Source organism: Bacillus cereus group sp. RP32 (assembly GCF_040459735.1).
Lineage (GTDB): Bacteria > Bacillota > Bacilli > Bacillales > Bacillaceae_G > Bacillus_A > Bacillus_A wiedmannii.
The window spans coordinates 4,876,933-4,902,044 of the sequence record NZ_JARVHO010000001.1 but is presented as its reverse complement, the minus strand read 5'-3'; the positions used below and the strand labels follow the sequence as shown (position 1 = coordinate 4,902,044).

The following is a 25,112-nucleotide window of genomic DNA, read 5'->3' as shown; positions in this document are numbered from 1 at the left end:
CTTTTCTTACAAAACAAATTGGACCGAACGGTCGGTTTATGAAAGGGGAATGAAAATGAACGCTTTATTTAAAAACCGAGCATTTATGCTCGTTATGGCATCTGATATTTTACAACAATTTGCAATTTGGATCAGAAATATGGCTCTTTTGTATTTCATAATGGAGCGAACGAATAATGATCCAGTTTCAGTTTCGTTGTTATCGGTTATGGAATATGCACCTATTTTTATTTTTTCGTTTATCGGTGGCGCGCTAGCTGATCGCTGGAATCCGAAAAAAACGATGGTTGCTGGAGATGTATTAAGTGTACTGTCTATTGTAGGAATTGTCTTGTTGTTAAAGCTGGATTATTGGCAGGCTATATTTTTTGCAACACTCATTTCCGCGATTGTAGGCCAATTTTCTCAGCCATCATCTTCGCGTATATTTAAGCGCTACGTAAAAGAAGAGCAGGTAGCAAATGCGATTGCATTTAACCAAACATTACAGTCATTATTTATGATTTTTGGACCAGTGATAGGATCACTTGTGTATACAAAACTTGGTTTATTTACGTCACTATATAGCTTAATCATTTTATTTTTGTTATCTGCTATTGCTCTTTCGTTTTTACCAAAATGGGTGGAACAAGAGCAAGTGGCGAGAGATTCATTAAAAAATGATATAAAAGAAGGATGGAAATACGTTCTTCATACGAAAAATTTACGTATGATTACGATCACTTTCACCGTTATGGGCTTAGCTGTTGGACTAACGAATCCATTAGAGGTATTTCTTGTAATAGAGCGCCTTGGAATGGAAAAGGAAGCAGTTCAATATTTAGCCGCAGCTGATGGGATAGGTATGTTAATCGGTGGTATTGTTGCTGCAGTTTTCGCTTCAAAAGTGAACCCGAAAAAGATGTTTGTATTCGGTATGAGCATATTAGCAATGTCATTTTTAGTAGAAGGGCTATCTACATCATTTTGGATTACTAGTTTCATGAGGTTTGGAACAGGTATTTGTTTAGCTTGTGTTAATATCGTTGTCGGTACGCTTATGATTCAACTTGTACCAGAAAATATGATTGGAAGAGTAAATGGAACAATTTTACCACTGTTTATGGGGGCAATGTTAATCGGAACTTCACTAGCTGGAGGATTGAAGGAGATGACCTCACTAGTTACTGTATTTTGTATAGCAATGGCACTTATTTTATTTGCGATAGGGCCAGTTCTACGCATGCAAATAAATAAAGAAGATGTCGCTAATAAAGAGGAACTAACAAATTCATTAGCTTCGAAATAATCAGTGTAAGGGAGCAGGGTTGCTCCCTTTTCTTGTGGCAATCTTTTGACAATGACATGCCCCAACTATATACTGATGATGTAAAAACGAGTTTACAGGTTAGGAGAAATGGTGTGAAAAATCAAATCTATGAATTACGCACTGAAAACAATATTTCACAAGGTGCATTGGCTGATAAGTGTAAAGTTTCTAGACAGACGATAAATGCAATTGAGAATAATAAATATGATCCAAGCTTAGCGTTAGCATTCCGTTTGGCTGAAGTATTAGGAACAACTGTTGATAAACTATTTTTGTACAAGTTGTAGGGGGAGTAGTTGTTGGGGAAAGAGAAAATAAGCCTTGTAGTTACGGCATTAGTAGCTATAAGTACGTTAGTGTTTGCACTTTATTATTGGTTAACTGAACTTCAAGTAAATTGGTATGCACTATTTATTTGTAGCATCGCGTTACATTATCTATTTAAAAGTTTGGCATCATATAGCGTTGAAGGGGAAACTGAGGAGAAAGAAGATGTAGAAAAACATGTATTAAAAATAAGTGCAAATGTTACGTATTATGTACTTGTTGTATTAATTTTTGGTTTGTTTTTCGCATCGGTAGGTTTTAATAAATGGATTGATTTTCATAACATACCGCTTTTGTTTGCGTTATGCGCTGCGATAGTTGTAAAGCCGGCTGTAGAATTTTTAATTGTAAGACGTTATCGCTAAAAATAAAGAAAAGATCCTCTTCTCATGAGAAGAGGATCTTTTTCTTATAGCGTTTTAGTTTTTGGACTAGGTGGTGTAACGGATGTATCATTTTCGGGAACTCTAGTTAGTAAGAATCCACCGATAACGAACAGTACAATAATACTAAGGACACCAGCGTTGGTTTTTCCTGTTAATTGTGTTGTAACACCGACTAATACTGGACCCATAATTGCCGCGAATTTACCAAAGATATTATAAAATCCGAAGAATTCATTTGCAGATTCTTTTGGTACTAGTTTTGCAAAATAGGACCGACTAAGTGCTTGAATACCACCTTGAGAAGTGGCAACTAACATTGCTAAAATCCAGAAATCGAGTGTCGTTTTTAAGAAATAAGCATATATGCAGATAATGATATAAATAATAATACCGACGTATAGCATTTTTTTACCTGTAAATGTTTCTGATAACTTTCCGTATAATAAGGCGAATGGACAAGCTACAATTTGTGTGACAAATAAGATGATTAATAGATTCGTTGCACTAATACCGAGATCTGTTCCGTAAGCGGTAGACATAGTAATAATTGTATCGACCCCGTCAATGTAGAAGAAGTAAGCGATTAGGAACATAAATACAGTTTTATATTCTTTAATATTTTTAAAAGTATCAGCAAGGCGTTTGAAGCTCATTGCAATTGGTCTTGGATGACGTTCAATATAATGTGTTTGCTCTACATTTTTTAGCATTGGAATTGTAAATAATCCCCACCAAAGAGCTGTTATTGCGAACGAAATTTGACTAGCAATGCCGACTGATAAAGGGATAGTTCCTTTTTGAGCAAGAATAATAAGAGCGATACAACCGATAAAAGGAATTGTGCTTCCAATATAACCTAATGCAAAGCCTCTTGTAGAAATTCGGTCCATTCTATCTTTAGAGGTAACATCTACTAAAAATGCATCATAAAAAATGTTTGCTCCCGCAAAACCGACTAATGCGAGCATATAGCAGCCTAGTAATAAGTACCACTGAGATGTTGGGACGACTGCTAGCATACTTGTAAATACGATACCGAGTCCAAAGAAGAATGTGAAAAATCGTTTTTTAAATCCTTTATAATCAGCAACTGTGCCGAGAATAGGAGCAAGTATAGAAATTAAAAGTGTAGCGAAAGAGTTTGCATATCCCCAATATGCCGTTGAAGTTGCACCAGATAGTCCGGCTTCTTTTGCAGCTGCTTTAAAGTAAATTGGGAATAATGCAGTTGTAATGACGAGCGAATATACCGAGTTCGCCCAATCGTATAATATCCAGCTTTTTTCTTGTCTGGACATTTTTTTCATATAATGTTCCCCCTTAAATTGTTCTACTAACAGTGTACAAAAATAAAAATTATAAAAAGAGAAACAGTGATGATTTTTACATAACTTTTACATATATACACAGTTCTTTACAATTGAAGTAAATCCTCTACAATTGATCCGTCTGTTTCACCTAAGTGTAAACCGAGTAGTCTAGCGATAGTTGGACCTTCATCAATAAGTCTCATGTACGGAATGGTAACGCCGCTTTTTATCCCTTTCCCAGCAGCGATAAAAATTGTTTCATAGTTAGGTTTTGTTGGAGAGTATCCATGCGTACCAAATGTATATTTTTTACTGGGCGTAACATCTTTTTCAGTAATTTCTTTTATAAAATCGCCTGTATAGTTTTCAGTGAAATAATATCCTTCTTGTGCTTCCAACATAAATAAACAATTACCATCTGCACCGCAGTCTTTTGCAGCTTCATCATGAAGCATAAATTCAATACCGTTTTGTTTATTTTGAAGTAACTCTTCAAATAGTAGTTGTACTTTTCGAATTGTATCCGTATCATTTTTGTCTTTCACATATACATAGGCAGAGCCGTCGCAACTTTGGCAATAGACCTTCCAGTCTACTAATTTTCCTTTTGAATTTATAGATATAAGCCCATTTTGATGAAATAGTACATTTAATTGAATGGCTTTGTTTTCACTTAAAGCGCTATGATCACCGAGAGCGATAATTGTACTTTCTTCGTATAGGTCACTGTCTTTTAAAGCTTGAATAATTTTTCCTAGCCGTTCATCATGTCTATGGATAGCAGCTATTGTTTCGTTAGATTCAAAGCCGTGATAGTGTCTTTGAGTGTCTAAATCGGTGAAATGTATAAACATGACATTAGGCTTCTTCGTCTGGATTGTATGCACAGCAGATGCAAGTACGAAATCATCGAGTTCAGGCTGTGATAAGCCATTTCTTATATGACCAAAACGCTGATTCAAATCTAATTGATATAGTGGGCTACCGCTAAATAATGAAACTAAGATTTGATTTTGCCACGGTCTATTTGGAAAAATTTCAGGTAAATTGTAATCAATATTTGCTCTGCCGGTAACAGGCCATAGAAGGGCAGCTGTCGTTAAATTTGCTTTATGTGCTTCATCGTATAACGTTGTTCCTTTAATGGATTTTCGGTACCAATGCCAATCTGGTGACTCGCGTCCAGGTTGAAGTAACGTATTGCTAACTACGCCATGTTTATTAGGGTAGTTTCCAGTAACGATTGTTGAGTGACTTGGATATGTTACAGAAGGATAAATAGGTTCCACTTTTCTCGCCATCGCGCCCTTGTTTATTAATGTTTGAAAATTAGGGAGTTTTTGTAATATAGGAAAATCTAAAGCTGATAAGCAATCGAAAGATAAAATAATGACGTGATTTGTTAATGCTTTATCCATAAAGTTCCCTCCTGATTATATAAAACCTATTATTATATATTACTATTAATACCTAGTAATAAAAATATATTTCTAGGTAAAAATTAATTATTTATTTTCAGAAAAATTAAACATATAATTAAGTATAAGGGAATGAATGGAAGGAGGGAATACTATGGATTGGCTAGATGGATTTAGTATCTTTTACATCATTGGCGGAATTACGATTATCCTTGTATTTACTATTTCGTATTTACTAAAGAAACGGTTTCCAAACAAACAGTTCGATATTATATTTGCACTTAGTTTAATACTTCTTTGCTTAGCATCCTTTCCCGTTACAATGATGGTGATTGGTGGATGGGAAGGAATGGGATATGGATTTATTGGTTTCTTTGTTCTACTTGGTACACTTATCGGTATGATTGCACATCAACTGGTAAAAATCTCGCGAAAAAGCTACGTATAAAACTGCAGAAAATGAAAAGAATATATAAAAATGAGAAAATTAGCTATTGTTTAAAAAAAGAATTTGTATTATGATAATCAACAAATTTATTTCGTTATAACGATGAAAAAGGACTAGTACATGTTCAACCTTTTTAGCAGAGAGAGAATCCGTCAGGCTGGAAGATTCTTAAAAGGGCGATATGGAACCTACCTTTGAGTTCTGCATATGCAGCGGGAATTTCCCGTTATCAAAAAGAGAGCATGCGCAATTTTTGTGCATGAATCAGGGTGGTAACGCCGGCAAAGCTCGGTCCCTATTTAGGGACGCGGGCTTTTTTGTATTTTCTAGAAGGAGGAAGACTGACTATGGCAAAAGAACAAGTACAAGCAATTACGAAGATGGAAGAGAACTTTGCACAGTGGTACACAGATATTGTGAAAAAAGCAGAACTTGTTGATTATTCAAGTGTAAAAGGGTGTATGATTTTACGTCCATATGGTTATGCCTTATGGGAAAATATGCAGAAAGTGATGGATGAGAAGTTAAAAGCAACGGGTCATGAAAATGTGTATATGCCAATGTTTATCCCAGAGAGCTTATTGCAAAAAGAGAAGGATCATGTAGAAGGATTTGCTCCTGAAGTAGCATGGGTGACACATGGCGGGGATGAAAAATTAGCGGAAAGACTTTGTATACGCCCTACATCTGAAACTTTATTCTGTGAGCATTTTTCAAAAATTGTGCAATCCTATAATGATTTGCCAAAGTTATATAATCAGTGGTGTTCAGTAGTTCGTTGGGAGAAAACAACGAGACCATTCCTTCGTACAACGGAATTCTTATGGCAAGAGGGCCATACAATTCATGAAACAGCAGAAGAATCGCAAGCTGAAACGTTACATATTTTAAATCTATATGCTTCTTTCTGTGAAGACTACTTAGCGATACCAGTAATTAAAGGACAAAAAACAGACAAAGAAAAGTTTGCGGGAGCAAAGGCAACGTATACGATTGAAAGTTTAATGCATGATGGAAAAGCACTTCAAACAGGAACATCTCATAACTTTGGAACGAATTTCTCAGAAGCATTTGATATTAAATTTTTAGATCGTAACGGTAAATGGCAATATGTACACCAAACATCTTGGGGCGTATCAACAAGAATGATAGGTGGACTGATTATGGTTCATAGTGATAATAATGGACTTGTAATGCCACCAAAAGTTGCTCCAGTGCAAGTTGTTATTGTACCGATTGCTCAGCATAAAGAAGGAGTTATAGCGAAAGCAACAGAGCTACAAGGACATATTCAAAAGGTTGCACGAGTAAAAATAGATGCTAGCAATAAAACGCCAGGCTGGAAATTTAATGAGTATGAAATGAAGGGCATTCCAATTCGATTAGAAGTTGGTCCTAAAGATATTGAAAAGAATCAAGTTGTACTTGTAAGAAGAGATACGAAAGAAAAAGAATTTATATCAATGGATCAATTAGAAGAACGTATTCCAGCACTACTTGAAGAAATTCATATTTCTTTATTTAATAAAGCAAAAGTATTTCGCGATGAGAATACGTATAGTGTGACGAATTTCGAAGAGATGAAAAAAGTAGCTGATGAAAAGCAAGGGTTTATTAAAGCAATGTGGTGCGGAGAATTAGCTTGTGAAGAGAAACTAAAAGAAGAAGTTGGAGTATCTTCTCGCTGTATGCCTTTTGAGCAAGAGCATGTAGCTGACGAATGTATTTGTTGTGGTAAAGAAGCTAAGCAAATGGTGTATTGGGGAAAAGCGTATTAATAATCTTTTGATAGAAATGATGAAAAGGACTTTGGGCTGCATAATAAAATGCAATCCAAAGTCCTTTTTAGTTTTACAATTTGTTTCATGTATTTTTTAGATGGAGGATGTGTTTTTATTTTGCGTTTTTACGGCGAATAAATAGTAGCATACCAATTAGGAATGTTGAAAGTCCCATTAAAATAGATGCAGGATAATGTGTTGCAGTATTAGGTAACTTATCGCCTTGTTTTTTCGCATTATCTTTTACATTACCACCTTGGGAACCGTTGCCACCTTGAGAACTGCTATCGCTTTTAACACGGTTACCGCCTTGAGAGCCGTTGCCACCTTGAGAACTGCTATCGCCTTTAACACGGCCGCCAGAACCATTGCCGCCAGAACCATTGCCGCCAGAACCATTGCCACCAGAACCACTGCCACCAGAACCATTGCCACTAGAACCATTGCCACCAGAACCACTGCCATCAGAACCGTTACCGCCAGAACCACTGCCACCAGAACCATTGTCGCCAGAACCACTGTCACCAGAACCACTGCCATCAGAACCGCTGCCATCAGAACCGCTGCCATCAGAACCGTTGCCACCAGAACCACTGCCACCAGAACCATTGCCACCCGAGCCATTGCCACCAGAACCGCTGCCACCAGAACCGTTGCCGCCAGAACCACTGCCACCAGAACCATTGCCACCAGAACCATTGCCACCAGAACCGCTGCCATCAGAACCACTGCCACCAGAACCATTGCCACCCGAGCCATTGCCGCCAGAACCGCTGCCGCCAGAGCCGTTGCCGCCAGAGCCGTTGTCGCCAGAACCATTGCCACCAGAGCCGTTACCACCAGAACCACTGTCACCAGAACCACTGCCATCAGAACCGTTGCCACCAGAACCGTTGCCATCAGAGCCACTATCGTCCTGAGAACCACCGTTTCCTGGTGGTTTATTATTATCTTTTAAGTTACCTTCTGCGAAATGATCGTTATTTTGTACAATTGCGTTTGTTGCTGGAGAGAAATTTTCTGTTGCTGCATTACCGATATTTAAACCACTAAAAAAAGATAAAGAGAGTGTTGATGCTAAAATGAAGATTTTCGTCATTGTTTTCCTCCTAAGAAATTAATATTCCATCTAAAATACATCCCTTTGTAATATTTCATAGGAAAAAGGGTTTTATGCAAAAAAAACTATATATAGAAAAAGGTGGTGTATTTCTAAAGAGAGAAAAGAGTTAGTGTAAACTCTTTACCCCGCTATTCGCCGGGCAGTAAGATCCCCACCTGAAAATTTAGCGAAAGCAAAGAAGTTAGGTGGGGGGGCTGTCCGTAAAAGCCCGATTGGTGAGGGCTAATAATCAGTGGGGGATGAACAAAACCCCCACTGATTAAAGTTTCACTTTATAAATAGTAGAGCAGTGAGAATTTTACATGTATTACAGTAGAGGAAGTGACAGCAGATGAAAGAATATATTGCATTTGATATTGGTGGTACACAAATTAAATATGGAATTGTTTCAGAAACAGGAACAGTACTAAAGCATAAAACAGTTCCAACAGAAATTCATTTGGGTGGGGAACAAATCATTCAAAAACTCATTCTTTTATCAAAAAAATTAATGAGTGAACATACGATTTCGGGAATTGGTATTAGTACTGCGGGAATTGTTGACGTTAATAAAGGGATTGTGACGGGAGGTGCGGATCATATTCCAGGCTATAGTACAATTCCTATTATTGATAGATTGCAAGCGATATTAAAAGTTTCTGTATCCATTGACAATGATGTGAATTGTGCAGCGTTTGGAGAAAAGTGGAACGGTATTGGAAGAGATAAAAGAAACTTTATTATGCTTACCCTTGGAACTGGGATTGGGGGAGCGATTTTTATAGATGGAGAATTGTACCGAGGACATTCATTTAGTGCTGGTGAATGGGGAAATATGTTAATAGAAGGGAAAACGTTTGAAGAGGTTGCTTCCATTTCAGGGTTAATTCATATTGTACAAAAATATAAAGGTGAAAGTGAGTGGAATGGAAAAACGATTTTCGAATTGTATGATAAAGGGGATAGGGAAATTACGCAAGCGGTTGAAGTTTTCTTTAAACATTTAGCTATTGGGATTAGTAATCTTGCTTATATTTTTAATCCAGAAATGATTGTTATAGGTGGCGGAATTACTGATAGAGGAAATAAGTTCTTAAAAGAAGTAAAAGAAGAGGTAGAAAAATATTTACACAAAGAGATTTATAGTAATTGTGAAATTGAGCTTGCACAAAACGGTAATTGCGCAGGAATGATTGGTTCTATTTACCACTTCTTACATCATCATAAGTAAATTATATGAATGTTTTCATATAACTGAGAATTTATCCTTTTTATCACTAGGTAAATAATGCTACAATATAAGGGAAGAATACAATATTTTCCGCCTTGGAAAATGCTTTGTAGAAAGGAAGAAACTTCATGCCTATTATTTTAGAAAAAGGTCAAAAGATCGATTTAACGAAAGGACAACCAAAAGTAGCAAAACTACAGGTTGGCTTAGGCTGGGATCCAATTGGGCAATCAGGTGGGTTTCTGTCTTCATTATTTGGAAGTAAACCAAATGTAGATTGTGATGCATCTGTTGTTATGTTAGAAGGGGATCGTTTTGTAAACAAAAACGATTTAGTTTACTTCGGAAACAAGCTTTCTACTTGTGGTAGTATTATTCATTCAGGAGATAATTTAACAGGTGAAGGCGCTGGTGATGACGAAACAATTTTCGTAGAATTACATAAAGTTCCGAGCCGTATTAATCGTTTAGTATTCGTTGTAAATATTTATGACTGTGTAAATCGTCGTCAAGATTTCGGGATGATTCGTAATGCATATATTCGTATTCAAAACCCGCAAACTGGCGAAGAATTAGCGCGCTATAATTTATCGGATAATTATGCTGGAAAAACGACTCTAATCGCAGGTGAAATGTATCGCCACGGAAGTGAATGGAAGTTTTCAGCTGTTGGAGAAGGCACACAAGATAAAAACTTAAGTGAGATTGTATCACGTTATTAATAAAATAAACCGAGGAGGAATTGAATATGGCATCAATTTCATTGAAAAAAGGACAAAAGGTAGACTTAACAAAAACGAATCCAGGTCTTTCAAAAGTTCTTGTAGGACTTGGTTGGGATACGAATCGTTATGACGGACAAAACGATTTCGATTTAGATGTTAGTATTTTCTTAGTAGGTGCTAACGGTAAAGTTTCAGGTGCAGAAGATTTCGTTTTCTATAATAACCCTAAAGGTGCGAATGGTGCTGTAGAGCATTTAGGAGATAACCGAACTGGTGACGGTGAAGGTGATGACGAAGCGATTAAAGTAGATTTGAAAAATGTACCTGCACATATCGAACGTATTTGCTTCACAATTACAATTTATGACGGAGAAGGCCGTAGCCAAAACTTCGGACAAGTTTCTAACTCTTTCGTACGTATTTTAGATGAAGAAAAGAATGCAGAATTAATTCGTTACGATTTAGGAGAAGATTTCTCTATTGAAACAGCTGTTGTAGTAGGTGAATTATACCGTCATGCAGGTGACTGGAAGTTCAATGCAATCGGAAGTGGATTCCAAGGTGGATTAGCGTCTCTATGTAATAATTTCGGTTTAGATGTAGAGTAATAGATTGATATATCCATCGGTGAAACAGATGTTTACTGTTGGATATATTTTTTAAGATTAAAATATAGAGGTGAATATAAATGGTAATTCAATTGCAAAAAGGACAGAAGATTGATTTAGGTAAGACAAGCCCTGGTTTAACAAAAGCAGTAATTGGTCTTGGTTGGGATATTAAATCTTATGATGGTGGATCAGATTTCGATTTAGATGCATCTGCTTTTTTATTAGATGCGAACGGAAAATGTACGAAGGAAACTGATTTTATCTTCTATAACAATTTACAGTCTCCTTGTGGATCTGTTTTACATACAGGAGATAACCGTACAGGTGAAGGCGACGGGGATGATGAGCAACTTGTTGTAGATTTGAAAAAGGTTCCAGCAGATGTTCATAAAATTGCTATTACAGTTACAATTTATGATGGAGAAGGCCGTAATCAAAACTTTGGACAAGTCGGAAACGCATTTGTTCGTTTAGCAAATGAAGAAACAAACGAAGAAGTTCTTCGTTTTGATTTAGGGGAAGATTTCTCCATCGAAACAGCAGTTGTCTTTTGTGAATTATACCGTCATAATGGACAGTGGAAGTTTAATGCAGTAGGAAGTGGATTCCAAGGTGGTTTAGGTGCGCTTGTAAGAGCGTATGGCTTGGATGCATAAGAAGGGAAACGATATTCGTTTCCTTTTTTTGACCTTTCTATAAATCTAGCAAAGAATAGGGGATAAAGGTAAGATGAGTATTTTGCAAGGAATCCTTGATACGTATGCTCAATTTTTCGACTTGGACATGTGGATTAAAGTGTTGCAGGATCCAGTATCTTGGGGATTAATTGGTACACTTGTTGTACTTGAAGGATTATTATCTGCTGATAACGCACTTGTATTAGCAGTAATGGTAAAACACCTTCCGGAAGAAAAACGTAAAAAAGCATTATTCTATGGACTTATTGGAGCTTATGTATTCCGATTTATTGCAATTGGAATCGGAATGTTCTTAATTAAATTATGGTGGGTAAAACTTCTTGGTGCACTTTACCTTGCTTGGTTATCAGTGAAATACTTTATTGATAAGCGTAAAGGTGCAAGTGAAGAAGAAGAAGCTCATGGTATGAATCAAAATAGTATTCTCTTTAGAATGTTCGGTGTCTTCTGGGGAACGGTTGCGATGGTCGAATTAATGGATATCGCGTTCTCTGTAGATAGCGTACTTGCTGCGTTTGGTGTATCAAATGAAGTTTGGATTCTATTATTAGGTGGAATGCTTGGTATTTTAATGATGCGTGGTATCGCTGGTGTATTCTTAAAATTGTTAGAGCGTATTCCAGAGCTTGAAACGACAGCATATATTTTAATCTTAATTATCGCATCGAAAATGCTATTGTCTCTAATTAATATTCATATTAGTCATACACTGTTCTTTATTATTTTAGTTGTAGCATTTGGAGCAACATTTATACTTCACTACATGAAGAATTCTGGACAAGCTAAAGAAGAAGTTGCGGCTACTAAAAATAATCATAAATAATTGAAATGGGTTTGCTCGTTTTGCGAGCGCCCATTTTTTATAACCAAAAATAGTTTATAATAGAAGAAGGACTTAGAAAAAACGTAAATGTTTTTGGAGGTGAACTGTTGTGTTTTCACGTTTTACACTTCAACCATATGCATTAAAAGATGAATCAGATTTAAAGCAATTTGAAACACTTTTAGAAAAACGTCCACAATATGAGCTGACAGAGAATGAGATGAAATTTAGTTATATAGCATGTCGAATCCTCGGCGTTCCTAATGATGTAGATGAATATTTCAATGAGCTATTTGATTATAGCGAAGTGAAAGGGATCGTGGTTTTGCATGAACAAAATTTAAATAAGGTGATTGATCCCGAAAAACTGCGCCATATTCAAGAGGTTTTTACATTACATCAAGAAGCACCGAATGGCCTTACAGTAAATAGGCTTGTCGCCCATCTCTCTGGAAAACAACTATTACCACAAGTAGACAATCCTGACTTACAACACTATATACATACGACGTTTATTTCTGTATTGAAATTGTATGAAAAACAACATAACCAATCATTAAAAACAGAAGGATTCCGACGTTTCTTAATCGATATGATTAAGTTAAGTGACAATTACGTAGCGAAGTGGTTCTCTACGATTAATTATAAGAAACAAATGCCGCGCATTATTTGGTACGGTGATGCACAGGAAAGCCGTATATATTTCTTATACTTTCTTATTATGCTCGGTTGCGATGTACTTTATTATCACCCAGAAGGAAAAGATGGATTTGAGAATGTTGATGAGGAAGGAAGAAGTTTTGTTGTGTCTCATCCAGGTCGGATTTCTCTTGAGCCATTTCCAGATCGCCGCCGTGAGCGAGTTGCGACAGTAGCGTATCAGGCTTCAAAAGAAATTGAACAAGTACTTCACCATGATAACTCACTGCTGTACAAGCCATGGCAATTTCGTTCCTATACGCCTGTAGCCCGTACATTAAAAACGACATACGATGAACTCTTTTTAATTACGAAAGAAAAGGCATTTGTGCGCCCGACATTCTTTGTTGAGAATAAACACATTTATATCCCTTCTTTATTTGCGAAAATATCAGGTGTTTCAAAGAATGATAAAGAATATTTTCAGCGATTAAAGTCTGTTACATCATTTGATAACAGTTTATTAATTAATACATTCCCATTTACAAAAGAACAAAAAGCCAATTTCCAATATCATTATCGAGATGCATTAGACCGCGGGGGGAAATTACATCCAGATTTAATTATGAATAGCCATTGGTGGCCGCATAAGCGTTTACCGGAAGGTTTACAACATGGGATTGCAGAGGCGATCATCCATACGTGCGAAAGTGAAATATGTAAACCAATTGCAAAAGAAACGAAACAAGATGTAGCGCTATATGTTTTCGCACAACTCTCTCAAATACCACCGAATATTTTAGAACAGCTTGAGAAATTTGATTATTCACAAGATGTACCGAAAATTGTTATATTTAATAATGAGAAGAGTGGAGAATTAACTCGTTCTGATGCTGTTTTATTACTATTTTTAAATCAAATTGGAGTAGATGTATTCCATTTCAATCCAACGGGAAGAAACGATATTGAACCGTATATTGAAGCAGGAGCATTTGATTCCCATTGGCTTGAAGAAGTTAATTTCGATCTTGAGTTTCATGGTTCATCAGCCTATAAAAATTTATCACAAACAATAAAAGGACTATTTCGTCCATTTCTATAAGGAAAGGGAGAATACCATATGAATAACCCAGTCGTACTAGATTCGAAAACAGAATTAAATGAGCAAACAGCACAAGATGTGCGCTTACAACTTAGACAAGATGCGGATGTACAACGTATTTATAATGCGGTAGATATTAAAGATCAGTTAGAATTAATTGAACTTGGAAAAGAACCTTCTATGGAAATTTCACGTTTCGCTGATCAAATTTTACATACAATGTCTTTATCAAAAATAGAAGACTCTGGAGAATTATTAAAACAGCTTGGTAAAATTATGGACAGATTCGATAGCAAAGACTTTGCGGAAGAGAAAAGCGGTTTCTTCTCACGTATGTTCAAAAAAGCGGATAAAATGATTGAACAAATCTTTAGTAAGTACCAAACAATGGGTCGCGAAATGGATAAAGTATACGTAGAAATTACAAAGTATCAAGATGAAATGAAAAAATCAATCGGTACGTTAGATGGTTTATATGAGCAAAATTTAAAATATTATTTAGACTTAGAAAAGTATGTAGTAGCAGGGGAAATGTTATTAGAGCGTTTAAATACAGAGTTGGTTCCAATGTACGAAGAGCGTGTGCGTAACAATGACCAATTAGCAGGTATTGAATTAGAATCACTGAAAAACTCTGTTGAAATTTTAGAGCAGCGCATTGATGATTTAGAAAAAGCACGTATGGTTGCGCTACTTACAGCACCACAAATTCGTATGGTTCAACGTGGTAATAATAAATTAATTGGTAAAATCAATACAGCATTTATTACAACGATTCCTATCTTTAAAAATGGTATTATTCAAGCGGTAAATGCAAAACGTCAAAAGCTTGTTGCAGATTCTATGGCTGAACTGGATCGTCGTACAAATGAATTACTTAAGAAAAATGCACAAAATATCGCAACGCAAAGTGTGGAAGTAGCGAGATTATCAGGTTCTTCTAGTATTAAGATGGAAACACTTGAGGAAACTTGGAACATTATTTCAAGAGGTATGCAAGAAACACAACAAATTGAAGAACAAAATAAACGTGAGCGTGAAGAAAGCCGCAAACGTATGGCTACATTAACTGAGAACATTAAAAAAGAATTACAAGGGTAAATGAAAAGGCAATGAGGAATAGTCCTCATTGCCTTTTAGTTTCTCTTTACTAATTTAATGATATCATTCACAACAAGTGGAATGATACTTAATAAGAGAACAAATCCCCAATCTCGCATCGTTAATGCATGTACACCGAATATATTTGCAAGAGGTGGGATGGAGATAATACACACTTGCATAAGAACACCGATAAGAAGGGAGAAGACTAAATATTTATTTGTAAAGATCCCAATTGAAAAAATAGATTTCGTTCTTGAACGCAAGTTAAATGAATGAACGAGCTGAGAAAAACTAAGAACGACAAATGCCATTGTTTGAGCGTGTAATAGAGCATCTTCATCAATTTTCTCTGGGAAAAGAGGAAATAAATTTGTATCTCCGGTATAGAATTTTGCCCCGATGATAAAGGCTGTTAGCGTTAAAAGTCCAATGACAACTCCATTGAAAATAAGAAAAGGAACGCTACCACTAAATAAGCTTTCTTTCGCATGTCGTGGTTTTTCCTTCATCACATCTGGATCTTCAGGGTCAACCCCAAGTGATAATGCAGGCAGTGTATCTGTAATCAAATTGACCCACAAAATGTGAATAGGTCGTAGTGGTGTTGCCCAACCGAGTAAAATAGCTAAAAATAAAGCAATAATTTCTCCAAAGTTACAAGAGAGTAGGAAGAGAATTGATTTTTTTATGTTACGATAAATATTTCTACCTTCCTCAACAGCTTTCACGATAGATGAGAAATTATCATCTGTTAATACTACATCCGCTGCCCCTTTTGCAACGTCTGTTCCTGTAATGCCCATCGCTACGCCAACATCAGCCTGCTTTAAAGATGGAGCATCATTGACACCATCACCAGTCATAGATACGATATTTCCTTTTGCACGTAATGCTTTTACAATCTTTACTTTATGCTCTGGAGAGACTCTGGCGAATACATTTAAGTGATTAATTTTATTTGCTAGTTCTGTATCTGGGATGTTATCTAATTCAGTTCCAATCATAATTTCAGATATTTCTTTGGCAATACCAAGTTCTTTGGCAATTGCAAAGGCGGTATCTTTATGGTCACCAGTAATCATAACTGTGCGAATACCAGCTTTTTTACATTCTGTAATGGAATCTTTTACTTCAGTTCGCGGTGGATCAATCATACCGACAAGACCAATAAAGATGAGATTTTCTTCAAGATGATCTATAACCACATCGTTTGAATTGTATTGTCTAAATGCGAATGAAAGTACTCTTAAAGCCTCTTGAGACATTGCCCCGGCAGCTTCTAATATTTGATTTTTATCAGCATCTGTTAGAACCTCGATTTTACCGTTTTTAAATATGTGGGTACATCGAGGTAAGAGTTTATCAATAGCACCTTTTGTCATGCTATAGTAGCTTTCATCGTATGTATGAACGGTTGACATCATTTTACGATCTGAATCGAAAGGCATCTCGTTAACGCGTTCATGTATCTTTTCTAAATGATCTTTTTGCATGTTAAAAGTGTTTCCGGCAACAAGAAGGGCGATTTCTGTAGGGTCCCCTGTTTGTGAATCGGAACCGTAAGACGCATCGTTGCATAGCACCATATTTTCTAACAATAGACGTTGTACATCATTATTTACATTTAAGTTTTCTAAGTGGTCGTATGTGTTATCACTATAAAAGTGAGTAACGGTCATTTTATTTTGCGTTAACGTACCTGTTTTATCTGAACAAATAATTGTGACAGAACCGAGAGCTTCGACAGCTGGTAGTTTACGAATGATAACATTTTGTTTAATCATTCGCTGCACACCAATTGCAAGAACGATGGAAACGATAGCCGGCAAGCCTTCTGGAATAGCTGCAACGGCTAAACTAATAGCAGTCATAAACATTTCTAACGTATCTCGTCCTTGTAAAAAACCGATGATAAACATAATGACGCAAATAGATACAGCGACAAAGCCTAAATACTTTCCGACTTGTGCTAAGCTCTTTTGAAGTGGTGTCATATCATCGTCGGCTTCATGTAAAAGGGTAGCAATCTTACCAATTTGTGAGTTCATTCCAGTTTCAACAGCGACACCGACTCCGCGCCCATATGTTACTAGTGTCGACATAAAGGCCATATTTTTTTGATCGCCCAGTGGTACTTGCTCATCGCTTTGCATAGAAGGGTGGTAAATTGCATCTTTATCAACAGGGACGGATTCACCAGTTAGAGCAGATTCTTCAACTTTCAAATTTGCGGTTTCGATAAGCCGTAAATCACATGGGATATAACGTCCTGCATCCAGCATGACAATATCACCTGGAACGACTTGTTCAGATGGAATTTCTTTTAGTTCACCATCTCGCTTGACGATAGCTTTAGGTGTCGCCATCTTTTTCAATGCCTCTAAAGCTTGTTCTGCTTTCGATTCTTGGATGACACCGATAACAGCGTTTAAAACTACAACGAGCGCGATAATACTTGCATCAGCCCATTCACCTACAAAGGCAGAAATAAGGGCAGCAATAATAAGGACATATACGAGGACGTCATTAATTTGGGCGAAAATACGCTGCCATAACGTGCGTTTTTGTTTTGTAGCTAATTCATTAGAACCGTATTGCTTTAAACGTTCATTTACGATTTCATCTGTTAAACCGTGTTGTTCGTTTGTTTCTAAGTCGATTAATGTTTGATCTTTCGTCTTACTGTACCAATTGCTCATAAGTAAGCACCTCCAGTAAAAACAGTTAGCAATGGTAGTGTTGCTATTATTTGTGAGTAGTATGTATGGAGAAAAAATCTAAGGTGAGGTTCTACTTCCATTGTACAGTATTTTACAGTTGGTTGAGGGAAAGAGAAGAGTTGTCATGAATTTGTTGGAAATAAAAAAGAGCCTCATAAGCGAGGCTTTTTACTTTTTAATTAATGTACCTAATTCTTCTGTAATAGCTTGCATTTCACTAATGCTGAATGTTTCACGTTTCATAACATGCTCATAAATGTCACGTAAGTCTTCGTACATTTCTTCATTAAAGCTAGCAGCTCTCATCGCTCCAGCATTAACCATACGTAATTTTTCTTTAATAGCTTCGACCATATATTCAACGTTTTCTTCTGACTTTACGGATAAATCCACCGAAGTGTCCCCCTTTAAAATAACATAAGGATATCTTAACATTTTTTATCATTTTCGTTAATGAATCTTTTCAATCCTATTAAATTAGTAGGGATTTCCTTTATAATTAATAATTGGTTGTTTATACTATAAGTATATATAAAGAAATGCACCAAGAAGGGAAGAACAAAAATATGGTTCAAGTATTGTTTGTTTGTCTTGGGAACATTTGCCGTTCACCGATGGCAGAAGCAATTTTTCGAGATCTTGTCGTAAAAGAGGGACTCGAGGAGAAAATTGTCATTGATTCTGCAGGAACTGGAGATTGGCATGTTGGCCATCCGCCACATAAAGGAACACAAAAAATTTTAAAAGAAAATGCAGTCACTTTTGAAGGAATTAAAGCAAGGCAAGTAGAAAAAGAAGACTTAACAAAGTTTGATTATATTATTGCCATGGACAACAAGAATATAGCAGATTTAAAAAGTTTAGGTAAAACTGGAGGCTATATTGGTAGGCTGTCCGATTTTGTTCCAGACGGTGGCTGGACAGACGTTCCCGACCCTTACTATACAGGGAATTTCCAAGAAGTATATGACCTTGTAACAGAAGGGTGTGCAAAGCTATTAGCTTTCATTCGAAATGAACAAGGAATATGAGGAAGCTTAGAAAGAAATACTTTCTAACATAAGAAATGAAAGGGTGAAGGAATATGGCAAAGAAAAATAATATTGCTCGAAACATTGCGATTGGTGTAGCTGCAGGTGTAGCTGTATCTATGTTGAAGAAAGAAAACCGTGAAAAAGTAAAAAATACTGCGGAAAAAGCAAAAACAAAGATGATTGAAATCGGTGAAAATGCAAAAATCAAAGAAAAAGTGCAAACTGTTACAGATAAAGGACGCGAACTTGCTGATTTAAATGTAGTGAAAGCGAAAGTTGCAGAAATTAAAAAATTGACGCCATCTGTTGTAGAGACGTTAAAAGAAACGAAAGAAATTTTTAGTAAGAAAAAGGTTGAGCCAGCAGAGAAGCCAGAAACGATTGAAATTCAAGCTGTATCTTCAAAGGTAGATGAGCTGAAAGCAGAAGAAGAGCCAATAGTTGCTGAAGAGGGCGGTATGAAAGAAGCGCGTGAACTATTTATGAAAGACTCAAATGTAGAGGAAAAAAAAACTGAAGCGTACATTGAGTTGAAGCAAGATAAAGAAGAGAAGAAAAGCGTTTAAACATATATGAGAAAAATTTTAGAAAAGGTGAGGAGACATCGTACTTATTCGTTTGGTAAAGACTTGTATGACCGAACGATGCGCGATGATGTAGCGGGCTTGGCAGCACAGCTCGCTTATTTCTTCTTGCTTGCGATTTTTCCTGGGCTTGTTTTCTTAATTACGCTTCTTGGATTCATTGACCTTCAAACAGAAAGTGTGCTCAACTTATTAGAACCGTACGTACCCGAAGATGCAATGTCCTTAATTGAAGTAAACGTTGATAAAGTTGTAAATGAGCAAAATGGTGGTTTATTATCATTTGGTTTATTATCAATGCTATGGTTTGCTTCAAACGGGGTAAATGCGGTTATGAATGCTTTTAACCGTGCGTATGATGTAACAGAAACACGTTCCTTTATTAAAACGAGAGCTTTATCAATTGTGTTTACATTAGCAATCATTTTTATGATTGTGTTTGCGCTAATTGTTCCAGTGTTTGGACAAGTCATTGGGGCAGCGGTATTTAAAGCAATTGGTTTATCGGATAGTTTTTCTTACGTGTGGAGTATTACGCGGTTAGTAGCGAGTTTCTTCGTGTTATTTGCATTGTTTAGTTTTTTATATACATTTGCACCAGATCGAAAGTTAAAAAGAAGAGAAGTCATTTCAGGAGCAACATTTGCTACTGTAGGATGGATTGTGGTATCGTACTCATTTGCTTATTATGTAGATAAGTTTGCGAATTACGCCAATACATATGGTGGTCTCGGTGGTATTATTATTTTAATGTTATGGTTTTACTTAACTGGATGGGTAATTTTACTTGGCGGTGAAATTAATGGTTTACTCCATCATTATAGGACGGATGACAATAATTCCCGTAATGAAAAGTGAGCTCTTGTTCCATAATAATAGGGAACAGGGGGGATATTTCATGAGTAATAATAAAAAGAATCACAACAATAAAAATAACAATAAACAAAAGAGTAGTTCGCATCCGAAGCATAAAACGAGTGGTAGTGCGAACGGGCATAATAGCTACCATTAAAAAAAACGGGTCCTCTATGAGGGACCCGTTTTATTTGTATCCTTTTAATAATCGTAAGCCATTTAAAATGACAAGAATCGTACTTCCTTCATGCCCAATAACACCGAATGGAAGAGCTAAAAATTGCAAGAAGTTTGAACAAATCAGCATTGCAATTACAGCTAGTGAAAAGATTACGTTTTGCTTTACAATAAGGTTCATTCGTTTTGATAAACGGATTGCTTGGGAAAGGCGAGATAATTCGTTCTTCATAAGTACAACGTCAGCAGTTTCTAAAGCTACGTCTGTTCCTTCACCCATTGCTACACCAATGCTAGCAGTAGCGAGTGCTGGGGCGTCATTTATACCATCTCCGACCATTGCTACTGTCCCGTATTTTTCCTTTAGCTTTTTAATCGTTTCAACTTTTGTTTCTGGTAAGCATGATGCGTAATATTCTTTTATATTACTTTCAGAGGCAATAGCTTTTGCCGTTTCTTCATTATCTCCAGTAATCATAATTGCCTCGACACCGATGCTTTGTAATTCACGAATAGCAGCTATTGTTTCTTGGCGAAGTGTATCTTTTAAAGCGATAAGGCCAAGAATGCCTCTCTCATCACTAATATAAACGACAGTTTTACCTTCTTTTTCAAGTGAGGCAGAAATACCATTATGAAATGTCTTTGTTTCTTCACCGATAAAATCAGCTTTACCTATTTTATAAGCTTTGTTTTCAAATATTCCTTTGAGTCCAAAACCAGTTACATCTTCAACGTTTTCTGGTTTTTTTAATGTAATGTCATACGCATGTTGTGCATATTTAACAATAGATTCAGCTAAAGGGTGTGTAGAGTGACTTTCAATTGATGCTGTAATAGAAAGTACTTCTTTTTCTGTCATACTTTCTCGAACATATACATCTGTTACGGTAGGTTTTCCTTGTGTTAATGTTCCTGTTTTATCAAAGGCGATCGCTTTTACTGAAGCGAGGCGTTCTAAATGTATGCCACCTTTAAAGAGAATTCCATTTCTTGCTCCGTTAGAAATTGCAGATAATGTTGCTGGTGTAATGGCAGCAACGAGTGCACAAGGAGATGCGACTACAAGTAAGATCATAGCGCGATAAAACGTTTCATTCCAGCTCCAGTCAAGTAAGAAATGAGGGACGAACATCATAAGCGCAACAACGAGTAGTACACCTTTTACGTATGTTCCTTCAAACTTTTCGATGAATAGTTGTGATGGTGATTTTTCACTTTGTGCACTTTGGACGAGACGGATAATCTTTTGGAATAATGTTTGATCACTCGGCTTCGTAATTTTAACTTCGATAGCACCGCGTAAATTTACAGTACCGGCAAATACTTCATCGTCATGTTTTTTTTCATTTGGAATAGGTTCTCCAGTAATTGCTGCTTCATCGATATTTGTTTCACCGTTATGAATCGTACCGTCAGCAGGAACGCGCTCACCTGGCTTAATTAAAATAATGTCGTTAATTTGTAATCGTCCAACAGGAACACGTTCTTCGGTTCCATTTGAAATACGTAATGCTTCTTCAGGTTGTAAATCAAGAAGCGCTGAAATTTCTTTTTGACTTTTACTTAATGTATAAGATTCCATCGCACCGCTTAGTGCGAAGATAAAGATTAAAATTGCACCTTCTGCCCAGTAGCCAATGATTGCAGCACCGATAGCAGCAAAGAGCATGAGCATTTCGACATTTAGCTCTTTCTCTTCAATGGTATCTTCAATACCTTCTTTCGCTTTTGCATATCCACCAACTATATAAGCAAGGATATAGCAAGTAATGCCTACATTCATTGCATCGTTCTTTGTGAATAACCAACCAGCTAAAATGAAAATACCAGATGCGATTGCAAATATAAGTTCATGATGTTTCTTTAATGTATCCCATAAAGAGGGATGAGAAATAGACTTTTGTACTTGTAATGTTTTTACTTCTGAGTTCATTACTACTCGCTCCTTCCAAATTCTTATTGAGAAAAAGAATCAAAATCGAAACCCCTATAAAACGACGAAAGCTGCCATCCATAATGGATAGCAGCATTTCTGTTGAATCTGATTTTAATAGTTATTATATTGTAATTATTCTATAGTATAGCATATGTTTTCGTTAGATGATATGTTTTGTTTGCGTATAAACTGAAAACTTGTGTTTTCACACTTCCTTTGGTATATATGAATATTGTTCATATAAAGATCGGAAAGGAAGACAACAAGTGAAGACAGAGAAATTTTTTACCCATCCGATTGGCGTACTAATTGCTGCAATAGTAGCGACTTTTTTATGGGGGAGCGCATTCCCATTTATTAAATTAAGTTATGCTGAACTTGGAATTCAGCCACAAGAAGTTGGGGAGCAAATATTATTTGCTGGTTATCGTTTCTTTTTATCTGGAGTCATGCTCTTATTATTCTTTAAAGTGTTAGGAAAAGATATGAGCTTCAAAAAAGGAACGGGGAAGCAGTTAGTACAAATTGGTTTATTTCAAACATTTCTTCAATATATATGTTTTTATATTGGAATGAGTTATAGTTCTGGTATTGAAGGAGCTATCATTTCAGGAACATCATCATTCTTTCAAATTTTACTCGCTCACTTTTTATATAAAGATGACGCTCTCAATATGAGAAAAATAATTGGGGTCTCTATTGGCTTTTGTGGTGTCATTTTAGTAAATGTACCGAGTGATGGTAGTTTGTCATTCCATTTCGGAATCGGTAGCTTACTACTTCTTAGTGCAGCAATGTTGTATTCATATGGAAACATATTGGCGAAAGAAGGTAGCAAAACATTAGATGTTGGCTATATGACAGCATACCAAATGATTTTTGGTTCTATCGGGCTATTATGTATAGGGGCTTTGCAAGTTGGAGCCATGCCATTTACATTTAGTGTACATGCAATACTTATGCTTCTCTACTTATCTTTCTTATCCGCAGCAGGCTTTTGCATTTGGAATACAATTATGAAGTATAACAAGGTTGGAAAAGTATCAATGTACATGTTCTTTATACCCGTATTTGGTGTGTTATTATCGAGCATGATTTTAGGAGAAGCAATTCATTCATTTGTATTATTCGGTTTGGCATGTGTAGCCGCGGGAATTATCGTGGTGAATCGGACGACAGCTAAGCAGAAAAGGGCGAACGAAAAACACGTAGCATAGATAACAGGAAAACGATTACAATGGAAGAACAGTACGGTTCTTCTTTTTTTATATAGAAAAAGGATAATAGACTAGGTGTAACGAAAAAAGATACAAAAAGCATTTATTGAGGAGAACATGTTATGAATCTACTTTACATGGTGTTAATTGGACAAATCATTCTTTTTTTAATTGGTGCAATGTACGCAATAGGACAGACAAAAAAAACAAGAAATAATATGCCGTTACCTTTAGCGGTGCGTCTTATTCTTAGTTTTTCTTTAACAGGGAGTGCAATTTGGATATGGTTACAAGATCCATCAGTAGCGTATAGTACGTGGGTTGCACTAGGTATGACATTATCAACTGTAGGAGATTTATTTATGGCAGGTTTGATTCCAATTGGTCATCGATTAATTGGAGGGATGATTACTTTCGCACTTGCGCATTGTTTTTATGTAAAAGCATTTTTGCAAACAGGCATCTCATGGAATGGTTTTTGGATTGGTTTACTCGTATACGGACTCTTTCTAATTATAGGATGGTTCTTTTTTATACGAAATGATAAACAAGATAAATTGTTTACGATAGGAGCTCTAATTTACGGATTGTGGGTTGGAGGAATGGCTTGCTTTGCATTCGCCCTATACTATGAGAATATAGGAATATGGTGGATACCGGCTTTTGGTGGTTTACTATTTGTGATTTCTGATTTTATTATAGGCGTGACAGATATTGGAGGACGCAAATTAAAGTATGAACCACTTTGGATTTGGTTCACATATGTAGCGGCTCAAATGTGTATTGTATATGTGGGAATATAAAAAGATACTCTCAAAATAGTGGATAGACTATTTTGAGGGTATCTTTTTTACTGCTCGCAAATAGTGAGATAAATATAGGTTATGGTATATAAAAATAATAAATTTATGAGGATGTTATTTTTAAGTTTGTAATATTACAATTTTATAATTCAGAATTTTGTGGAAATTTTACTGTTGAATTCCTTATAATAAAAGTAAAAAGATGATGAGATGGTGGAATGATGCAAAAGAAAAAACGTTTGCGTGAATTCTTTGGAACAATTGCAATTGCATGTTTGTTAGTGTTTTTAGCGAAAATTTTTGTGTTTTTTCCTACGACTGTAAAAGGAGCGTCCATGAAGCCGACGTTACAAGATGGGGATAAGCTGATTGTTAATAAGTTAGCAAAGCAGTTTGAAAGTTATGGGAGAGAAGATATTATTGTTGTGAAGACGGATAATTTTTATGTGAAAAGGGTTATTGGTTTGCCTGGCGATGTAATCGAGGTGAGAAATGATCAATTATATGTGAACCATGAAGTGACACAGGAAGCGTATTTGTATAGTAATAAAAAACAAGCTGAAAAAAAACTTATGAATTTAACAGAGGACTTTGGACCGATTACAATTCCTAAAAATAAGATTTTTGTTATGGGAGATAATCGCTTAATAAGCAGAGATAGTAGAAATGGTTTAGGACTTATTGATAGAGAAGATGTATTAGGAGAATTAGCGGCAATTTATTATCCATTTGAACATATGAAAATAATGAATTAAAGTAAAAAACCAAG

Annotated in this window: 24 protein-coding genes and 1 other annotated feature; of the genes, 18 read left to right on the top strand and 6 right to left on the bottom strand. The window is 36.1% G+C overall.

Annotation, left to right across the window (positions count from 1 at the left end; all coding sequences use genetic code 11):
* The first annotated feature begins 55 nt into the window (after positions 1–55).
* From QCI46_RS25215 to QCI46_RS25205, 3 genes are read left to right on the top strand one after another with little or no spacing between them, the layout of a single operon-like run.
* Positions 56–1,288 (top strand): MFS transporter, encoded by a 1,233-nt coding sequence (locus QCI46_RS25215; protein ID WP_353841682.1) that lies wholly within the window; start codon positions 56–58, stop codon positions 1,286–1,288.
* A gap of 56 nt (positions 1,289–1,344) precedes the next feature.
* Positions 1,345–1,596 (top strand): helix-turn-helix transcriptional regulator, encoded by a 252-nt coding sequence (locus QCI46_RS25210; protein ID WP_074651450.1) that lies wholly within the window; start codon positions 1,345–1,347, stop codon positions 1,594–1,596.
* A gap of 12 nt (positions 1,597–1,608) precedes the next feature.
* Positions 1,609–2,001, top strand: a complete 393-nt coding sequence (locus QCI46_RS25205) for a hypothetical protein (protein ID WP_353841681.1) — start codon at positions 1,609–1,611, stop codon at positions 1,999–2,001.
* 44 nt (positions 2,002–2,045) lie between these two features.
* Here QCI46_RS25205 and QCI46_RS25200 read toward each other — a convergent pair whose 3' ends face one another.
* Together QCI46_RS25200 and QCI46_RS25195 are read right to left on the bottom strand one after the other, a co-directional pair.
* Entirely contained in the window at positions 2,046–3,329 is a 1,284-nt protein-coding gene (locus tag QCI46_RS25200; protein WP_000738835.1) for an MFS transporter, read from the bottom strand.
* 107 nt (positions 3,330–3,436) lie between these two features.
* Positions 3,437–4,750, bottom strand: a complete 1,314-nt coding sequence (locus QCI46_RS25195) for an alkaline phosphatase family protein (RefSeq protein ID WP_353841680.1) — start codon at positions 4,748–4,750, stop codon at positions 3,437–3,439.
* Between the two features lie 154 nt (positions 4,751–4,904).
* On the opposite strand from QCI46_RS25195, the gene QCI46_RS25190 reads away from it, so the two are divergent.
* Together QCI46_RS25190 and proS are read left to right on the top strand one after the other, a co-directional pair.
* Positions 4,905–5,198 carry a YesK-like family protein gene (locus tag QCI46_RS25190; RefSeq protein WP_060486918.1) on the top strand — a complete coding sequence of 98 codons (294 nt, stop codon included), beginning with the start codon at positions 4,905–4,907 and terminating at the stop codon, positions 5,196–5,198.
* Between the two features lie 93 nt (positions 5,199–5,291).
* Positions 5,292–5,498, top strand: a binding site (T-box leader).
* 47 nt (positions 5,499–5,545) lie between these two features.
* The gene (gene proS / locus QCI46_RS25185; protein ID WP_353841679.1) at positions 5,546–6,976 is read left to right on the top strand and encodes a proline--tRNA ligase; all 1,431 of its coding nucleotides are present in this window, start codon (positions 5,546–5,548) and stop codon (positions 6,974–6,976) included.
* Positions 6,977–7,091: 115 nt separating this feature from the next.
* Here the strand turns inward: proS and QCI46_RS25180 are convergent, their stop codons facing one another.
* Entirely contained in the window at positions 7,092–8,078 is a 987-nt protein-coding gene (locus QCI46_RS25180; protein WP_353841678.1) for an LPXTG cell wall anchor domain-containing protein, read from the bottom strand.
* A gap of 355 nt (positions 8,079–8,433) precedes the next feature.
* On the opposite strand from QCI46_RS25180, the gene QCI46_RS25175 reads away from it, so the two are divergent.
* From QCI46_RS25175 to QCI46_RS25145, 7 genes are all read left to right on the top strand, one after another.
* Positions 8,434–9,312, top strand: a complete 879-nt coding sequence (locus QCI46_RS25175) for an ROK family protein (protein ID WP_327960630.1) — start codon at positions 8,434–8,436, stop codon at positions 9,310–9,312.
* A 128-nt stretch (positions 9,313–9,440) separates the two neighbouring features.
* Entirely contained in the window at positions 9,441–10,034 is a 594-nt protein-coding gene (locus QCI46_RS25170) for a TerD family protein (RefSeq protein ID WP_353841677.1), read from the top strand.
* 26 nt (positions 10,035–10,060) lie between these two features.
* Positions 10,061–10,645 (top strand): TerD family protein, encoded by a 585-nt coding sequence (locus QCI46_RS25165; protein ID WP_000146724.1) that lies wholly within the window; start codon positions 10,061–10,063, stop codon positions 10,643–10,645.
* Between the two features lie 80 nt (positions 10,646–10,725).
* Positions 10,726–11,304 (top strand): TerD family protein, encoded by a 579-nt coding sequence (locus QCI46_RS25160; RefSeq protein WP_000236647.1) that lies wholly within the window; start codon positions 10,726–10,728, stop codon positions 11,302–11,304.
* A 73-nt stretch (positions 11,305–11,377) separates the two neighbouring features.
* On the top strand, positions 11,378–12,169 hold the full coding sequence (locus QCI46_RS25155; RefSeq protein WP_063221650.1) for a TerC family protein: 792 nt from the start codon (positions 11,378–11,380) through the stop codon (positions 12,167–12,169).
* 109 nt (positions 12,170–12,278) lie between these two features.
* Positions 12,279–13,910, top strand: coding sequence for a YceG family protein (locus QCI46_RS25150; protein WP_353841676.1), 1,632 nt, complete (start codon positions 12,279–12,281; stop codon positions 13,908–13,910).
* A gap of 18 nt (positions 13,911–13,928) precedes the next feature.
* The gene (locus QCI46_RS25145) at positions 13,929–15,011 is read left to right on the top strand and encodes a toxic anion resistance protein (RefSeq protein ID WP_061676707.1); all 1,083 of its coding nucleotides are present in this window, start codon (positions 13,929–13,931) and stop codon (positions 15,009–15,011) included.
* A gap of 35 nt (positions 15,012–15,046) precedes the next feature.
* Here QCI46_RS25145 and QCI46_RS25140 read toward each other — a convergent pair whose 3' ends face one another.
* Together QCI46_RS25140 and QCI46_RS25135 are read right to left on the bottom strand one after the other, a co-directional pair.
* Positions 15,047–17,713, bottom strand: a complete 2,667-nt coding sequence (locus QCI46_RS25140) for a cation-translocating P-type ATPase (RefSeq protein WP_353841675.1) — start codon at positions 17,711–17,713, stop codon at positions 15,047–15,049.
* Positions 17,714–17,902: 189 nt separating this feature from the next.
* Entirely contained in the window at positions 17,903–18,127 is a 225-nt protein-coding gene (locus QCI46_RS25135) for a DUF1128 domain-containing protein (RefSeq protein ID WP_000366197.1), read from the bottom strand.
* Positions 18,128–18,300: 173 nt separating this feature from the next.
* Here QCI46_RS25135 and QCI46_RS25130 point away from each other — a divergent pair, with 173 nt between their 5' ends.
* From QCI46_RS25130 to QCI46_RS25120, 3 genes are read left to right on the top strand one after another with little or no spacing between them, the layout of a single operon-like run.
* On the top strand, positions 18,301–18,765 hold the full coding sequence (locus QCI46_RS25130) for a low molecular weight protein-tyrosine-phosphatase (RefSeq protein WP_000250910.1): 465 nt from the start codon (positions 18,301–18,303) through the stop codon (positions 18,763–18,765).
* A 53-nt stretch (positions 18,766–18,818) separates the two neighbouring features.
* The gene (locus QCI46_RS25125) at positions 18,819–19,334 is read left to right on the top strand and encodes a DUF4075 domain-containing protein (RefSeq protein ID WP_327960620.1); all 516 of its coding nucleotides are present in this window, start codon (positions 18,819–18,821) and stop codon (positions 19,332–19,334) included.
* Positions 19,335–19,340: 6 nt separating this feature from the next.
* Positions 19,341–20,210 (top strand): YihY/virulence factor BrkB family protein, encoded by an 870-nt coding sequence (locus tag QCI46_RS25120; RefSeq protein WP_327960619.1) that lies wholly within the window; start codon positions 19,341–19,343, stop codon positions 20,208–20,210.
* A 184-nt stretch (positions 20,211–20,394) separates the two neighbouring features.
* On the opposite strand, the gene QCI46_RS25115 is transcribed toward QCI46_RS25120, so the two are convergent.
* A complete protein-coding gene (locus QCI46_RS25115) occupies positions 20,395–22,320 on the bottom strand; it encodes a heavy metal translocating P-type ATPase (protein ID WP_353841674.1) in 1,926 nt (641 codons plus the stop codon).
* 269 nt (positions 22,321–22,589) lie between these two features.
* On the opposite strand from QCI46_RS25115, the gene QCI46_RS25110 reads away from it, so the two are divergent.
* From QCI46_RS25110 to lepB, 3 genes are all read left to right on the top strand, one after another.
* Positions 22,590–23,540 (top strand): DMT family transporter, encoded by a 951-nt coding sequence (locus QCI46_RS25110; RefSeq protein WP_353841673.1) that lies wholly within the window; start codon positions 22,590–22,592, stop codon positions 23,538–23,540.
* 122 nt (positions 23,541–23,662) lie between these two features.
* On the top strand, positions 23,663–24,343 hold the full coding sequence (locus QCI46_RS25105; protein ID WP_215562580.1) for a lysoplasmalogenase: 681 nt from the start codon (positions 23,663–23,665) through the stop codon (positions 24,341–24,343).
* Positions 24,344–24,561: 218 nt separating this feature from the next.
* The gene (gene lepB, locus QCI46_RS25100) at positions 24,562–25,098 is read left to right on the top strand and encodes a signal peptidase I (protein WP_087982334.1); all 537 of its coding nucleotides are present in this window, start codon (positions 24,562–24,564) and stop codon (positions 25,096–25,098) included.
* The last annotated feature ends 14 nt before the right edge of the window (positions 25,099–25,112 follow it).

Excerpts from the sequence above, each read along its gene's own strand:
- QCI46_RS25210 (WP_074651450.1), top strand. The coding sequence starts at position 1,345 with ATGCCCCAACTATATACTGATGATGTAAAAACGAGTTTACAGGTTAGG.
- lepB (WP_087982334.1), top strand. The coding sequence starts at position 24,562 with ATGATGCAAAAGAAAAAACGTTTGCGTGAATTCTTTGGAACAATTGCA.
- QCI46_RS25120 (WP_327960619.1), top strand. The coding sequence starts at position 19,341 with ATGAGAAAAATTTTAGAAAAGGTGAGGAGACATCGTACTTATTCGTTT.
- QCI46_RS25170 (WP_353841677.1), top strand. The coding sequence starts at position 9,441 with ATGCCTATTATTTTAGAAAAAGGTCAAAAGATCGATTTAACGAAAGGA.
- QCI46_RS25200 (WP_000738835.1), bottom strand. The coding sequence starts at position 3,329 with ATGAAAAAAATGTCCAGACAAGAAAAAAGCTGGATATTATACGATTGG.
- QCI46_RS25115 (WP_353841674.1), bottom strand. The coding sequence starts at position 22,320 with ATGAACTCAGAAGTAAAAACATTACAAGTACAAAAGTCTATTTCTCAT.
- QCI46_RS25155 (WP_063221650.1), top strand. The coding sequence starts at position 11,378 with ATGAGTATTTTGCAAGGAATCCTTGATACGTATGCTCAATTTTTCGAC.
- QCI46_RS25215 (WP_353841682.1), top strand. The coding sequence starts at position 56 with ATGAACGCTTTATTTAAAAACCGAGCATTTATGCTCGTTATGGCATCT.
- QCI46_RS25190 (WP_060486918.1), top strand. The coding sequence starts at position 4,905 with ATGGATTGGCTAGATGGATTTAGTATCTTTTACATCATTGGCGGAATT.
- QCI46_RS25105 (WP_215562580.1), top strand. The coding sequence starts at position 23,663 with ATGAATCTACTTTACATGGTGTTAATTGGACAAATCATTCTTTTTTTA.
- QCI46_RS25125 (WP_327960620.1), top strand. The coding sequence starts at position 18,819 with ATGGCAAAGAAAAATAATATTGCTCGAAACATTGCGATTGGTGTAGCT.
- QCI46_RS25140 (WP_353841675.1), bottom strand. The coding sequence starts at position 17,713 with ATGAGCAATTGGTACAGTAAGACGAAAGATCAAACATTAATCGACTTA.
- proS (WP_353841679.1), top strand. The coding sequence starts at position 5,546 with ATGGCAAAAGAACAAGTACAAGCAATTACGAAGATGGAAGAGAACTTT.
- QCI46_RS25195 (WP_353841680.1), bottom strand. The coding sequence starts at position 4,750 with ATGGATAAAGCATTAACAAATCACGTCATTATTTTATCTTTCGATTGC.
- QCI46_RS25165 (WP_000146724.1), top strand. The coding sequence starts at position 10,061 with ATGGCATCAATTTCATTGAAAAAAGGACAAAAGGTAGACTTAACAAAA.
- QCI46_RS25160 (WP_000236647.1), top strand. The coding sequence starts at position 10,726 with ATGGTAATTCAATTGCAAAAAGGACAGAAGATTGATTTAGGTAAGACA.
- QCI46_RS25180 (WP_353841678.1), bottom strand. The coding sequence starts at position 8,078 with ATGACGAAAATCTTCATTTTAGCATCAACACTCTCTTTATCTTTTTTT.
- QCI46_RS25175 (WP_327960630.1), top strand. The coding sequence starts at position 8,434 with ATGAAAGAATATATTGCATTTGATATTGGTGGTACACAAATTAAATAT.
- QCI46_RS25130 (WP_000250910.1), top strand. The coding sequence starts at position 18,301 with ATGGTTCAAGTATTGTTTGTTTGTCTTGGGAACATTTGCCGTTCACCG.
- QCI46_RS25145 (WP_061676707.1), top strand. The coding sequence starts at position 13,929 with ATGAATAACCCAGTCGTACTAGATTCGAAAACAGAATTAAATGAGCAA.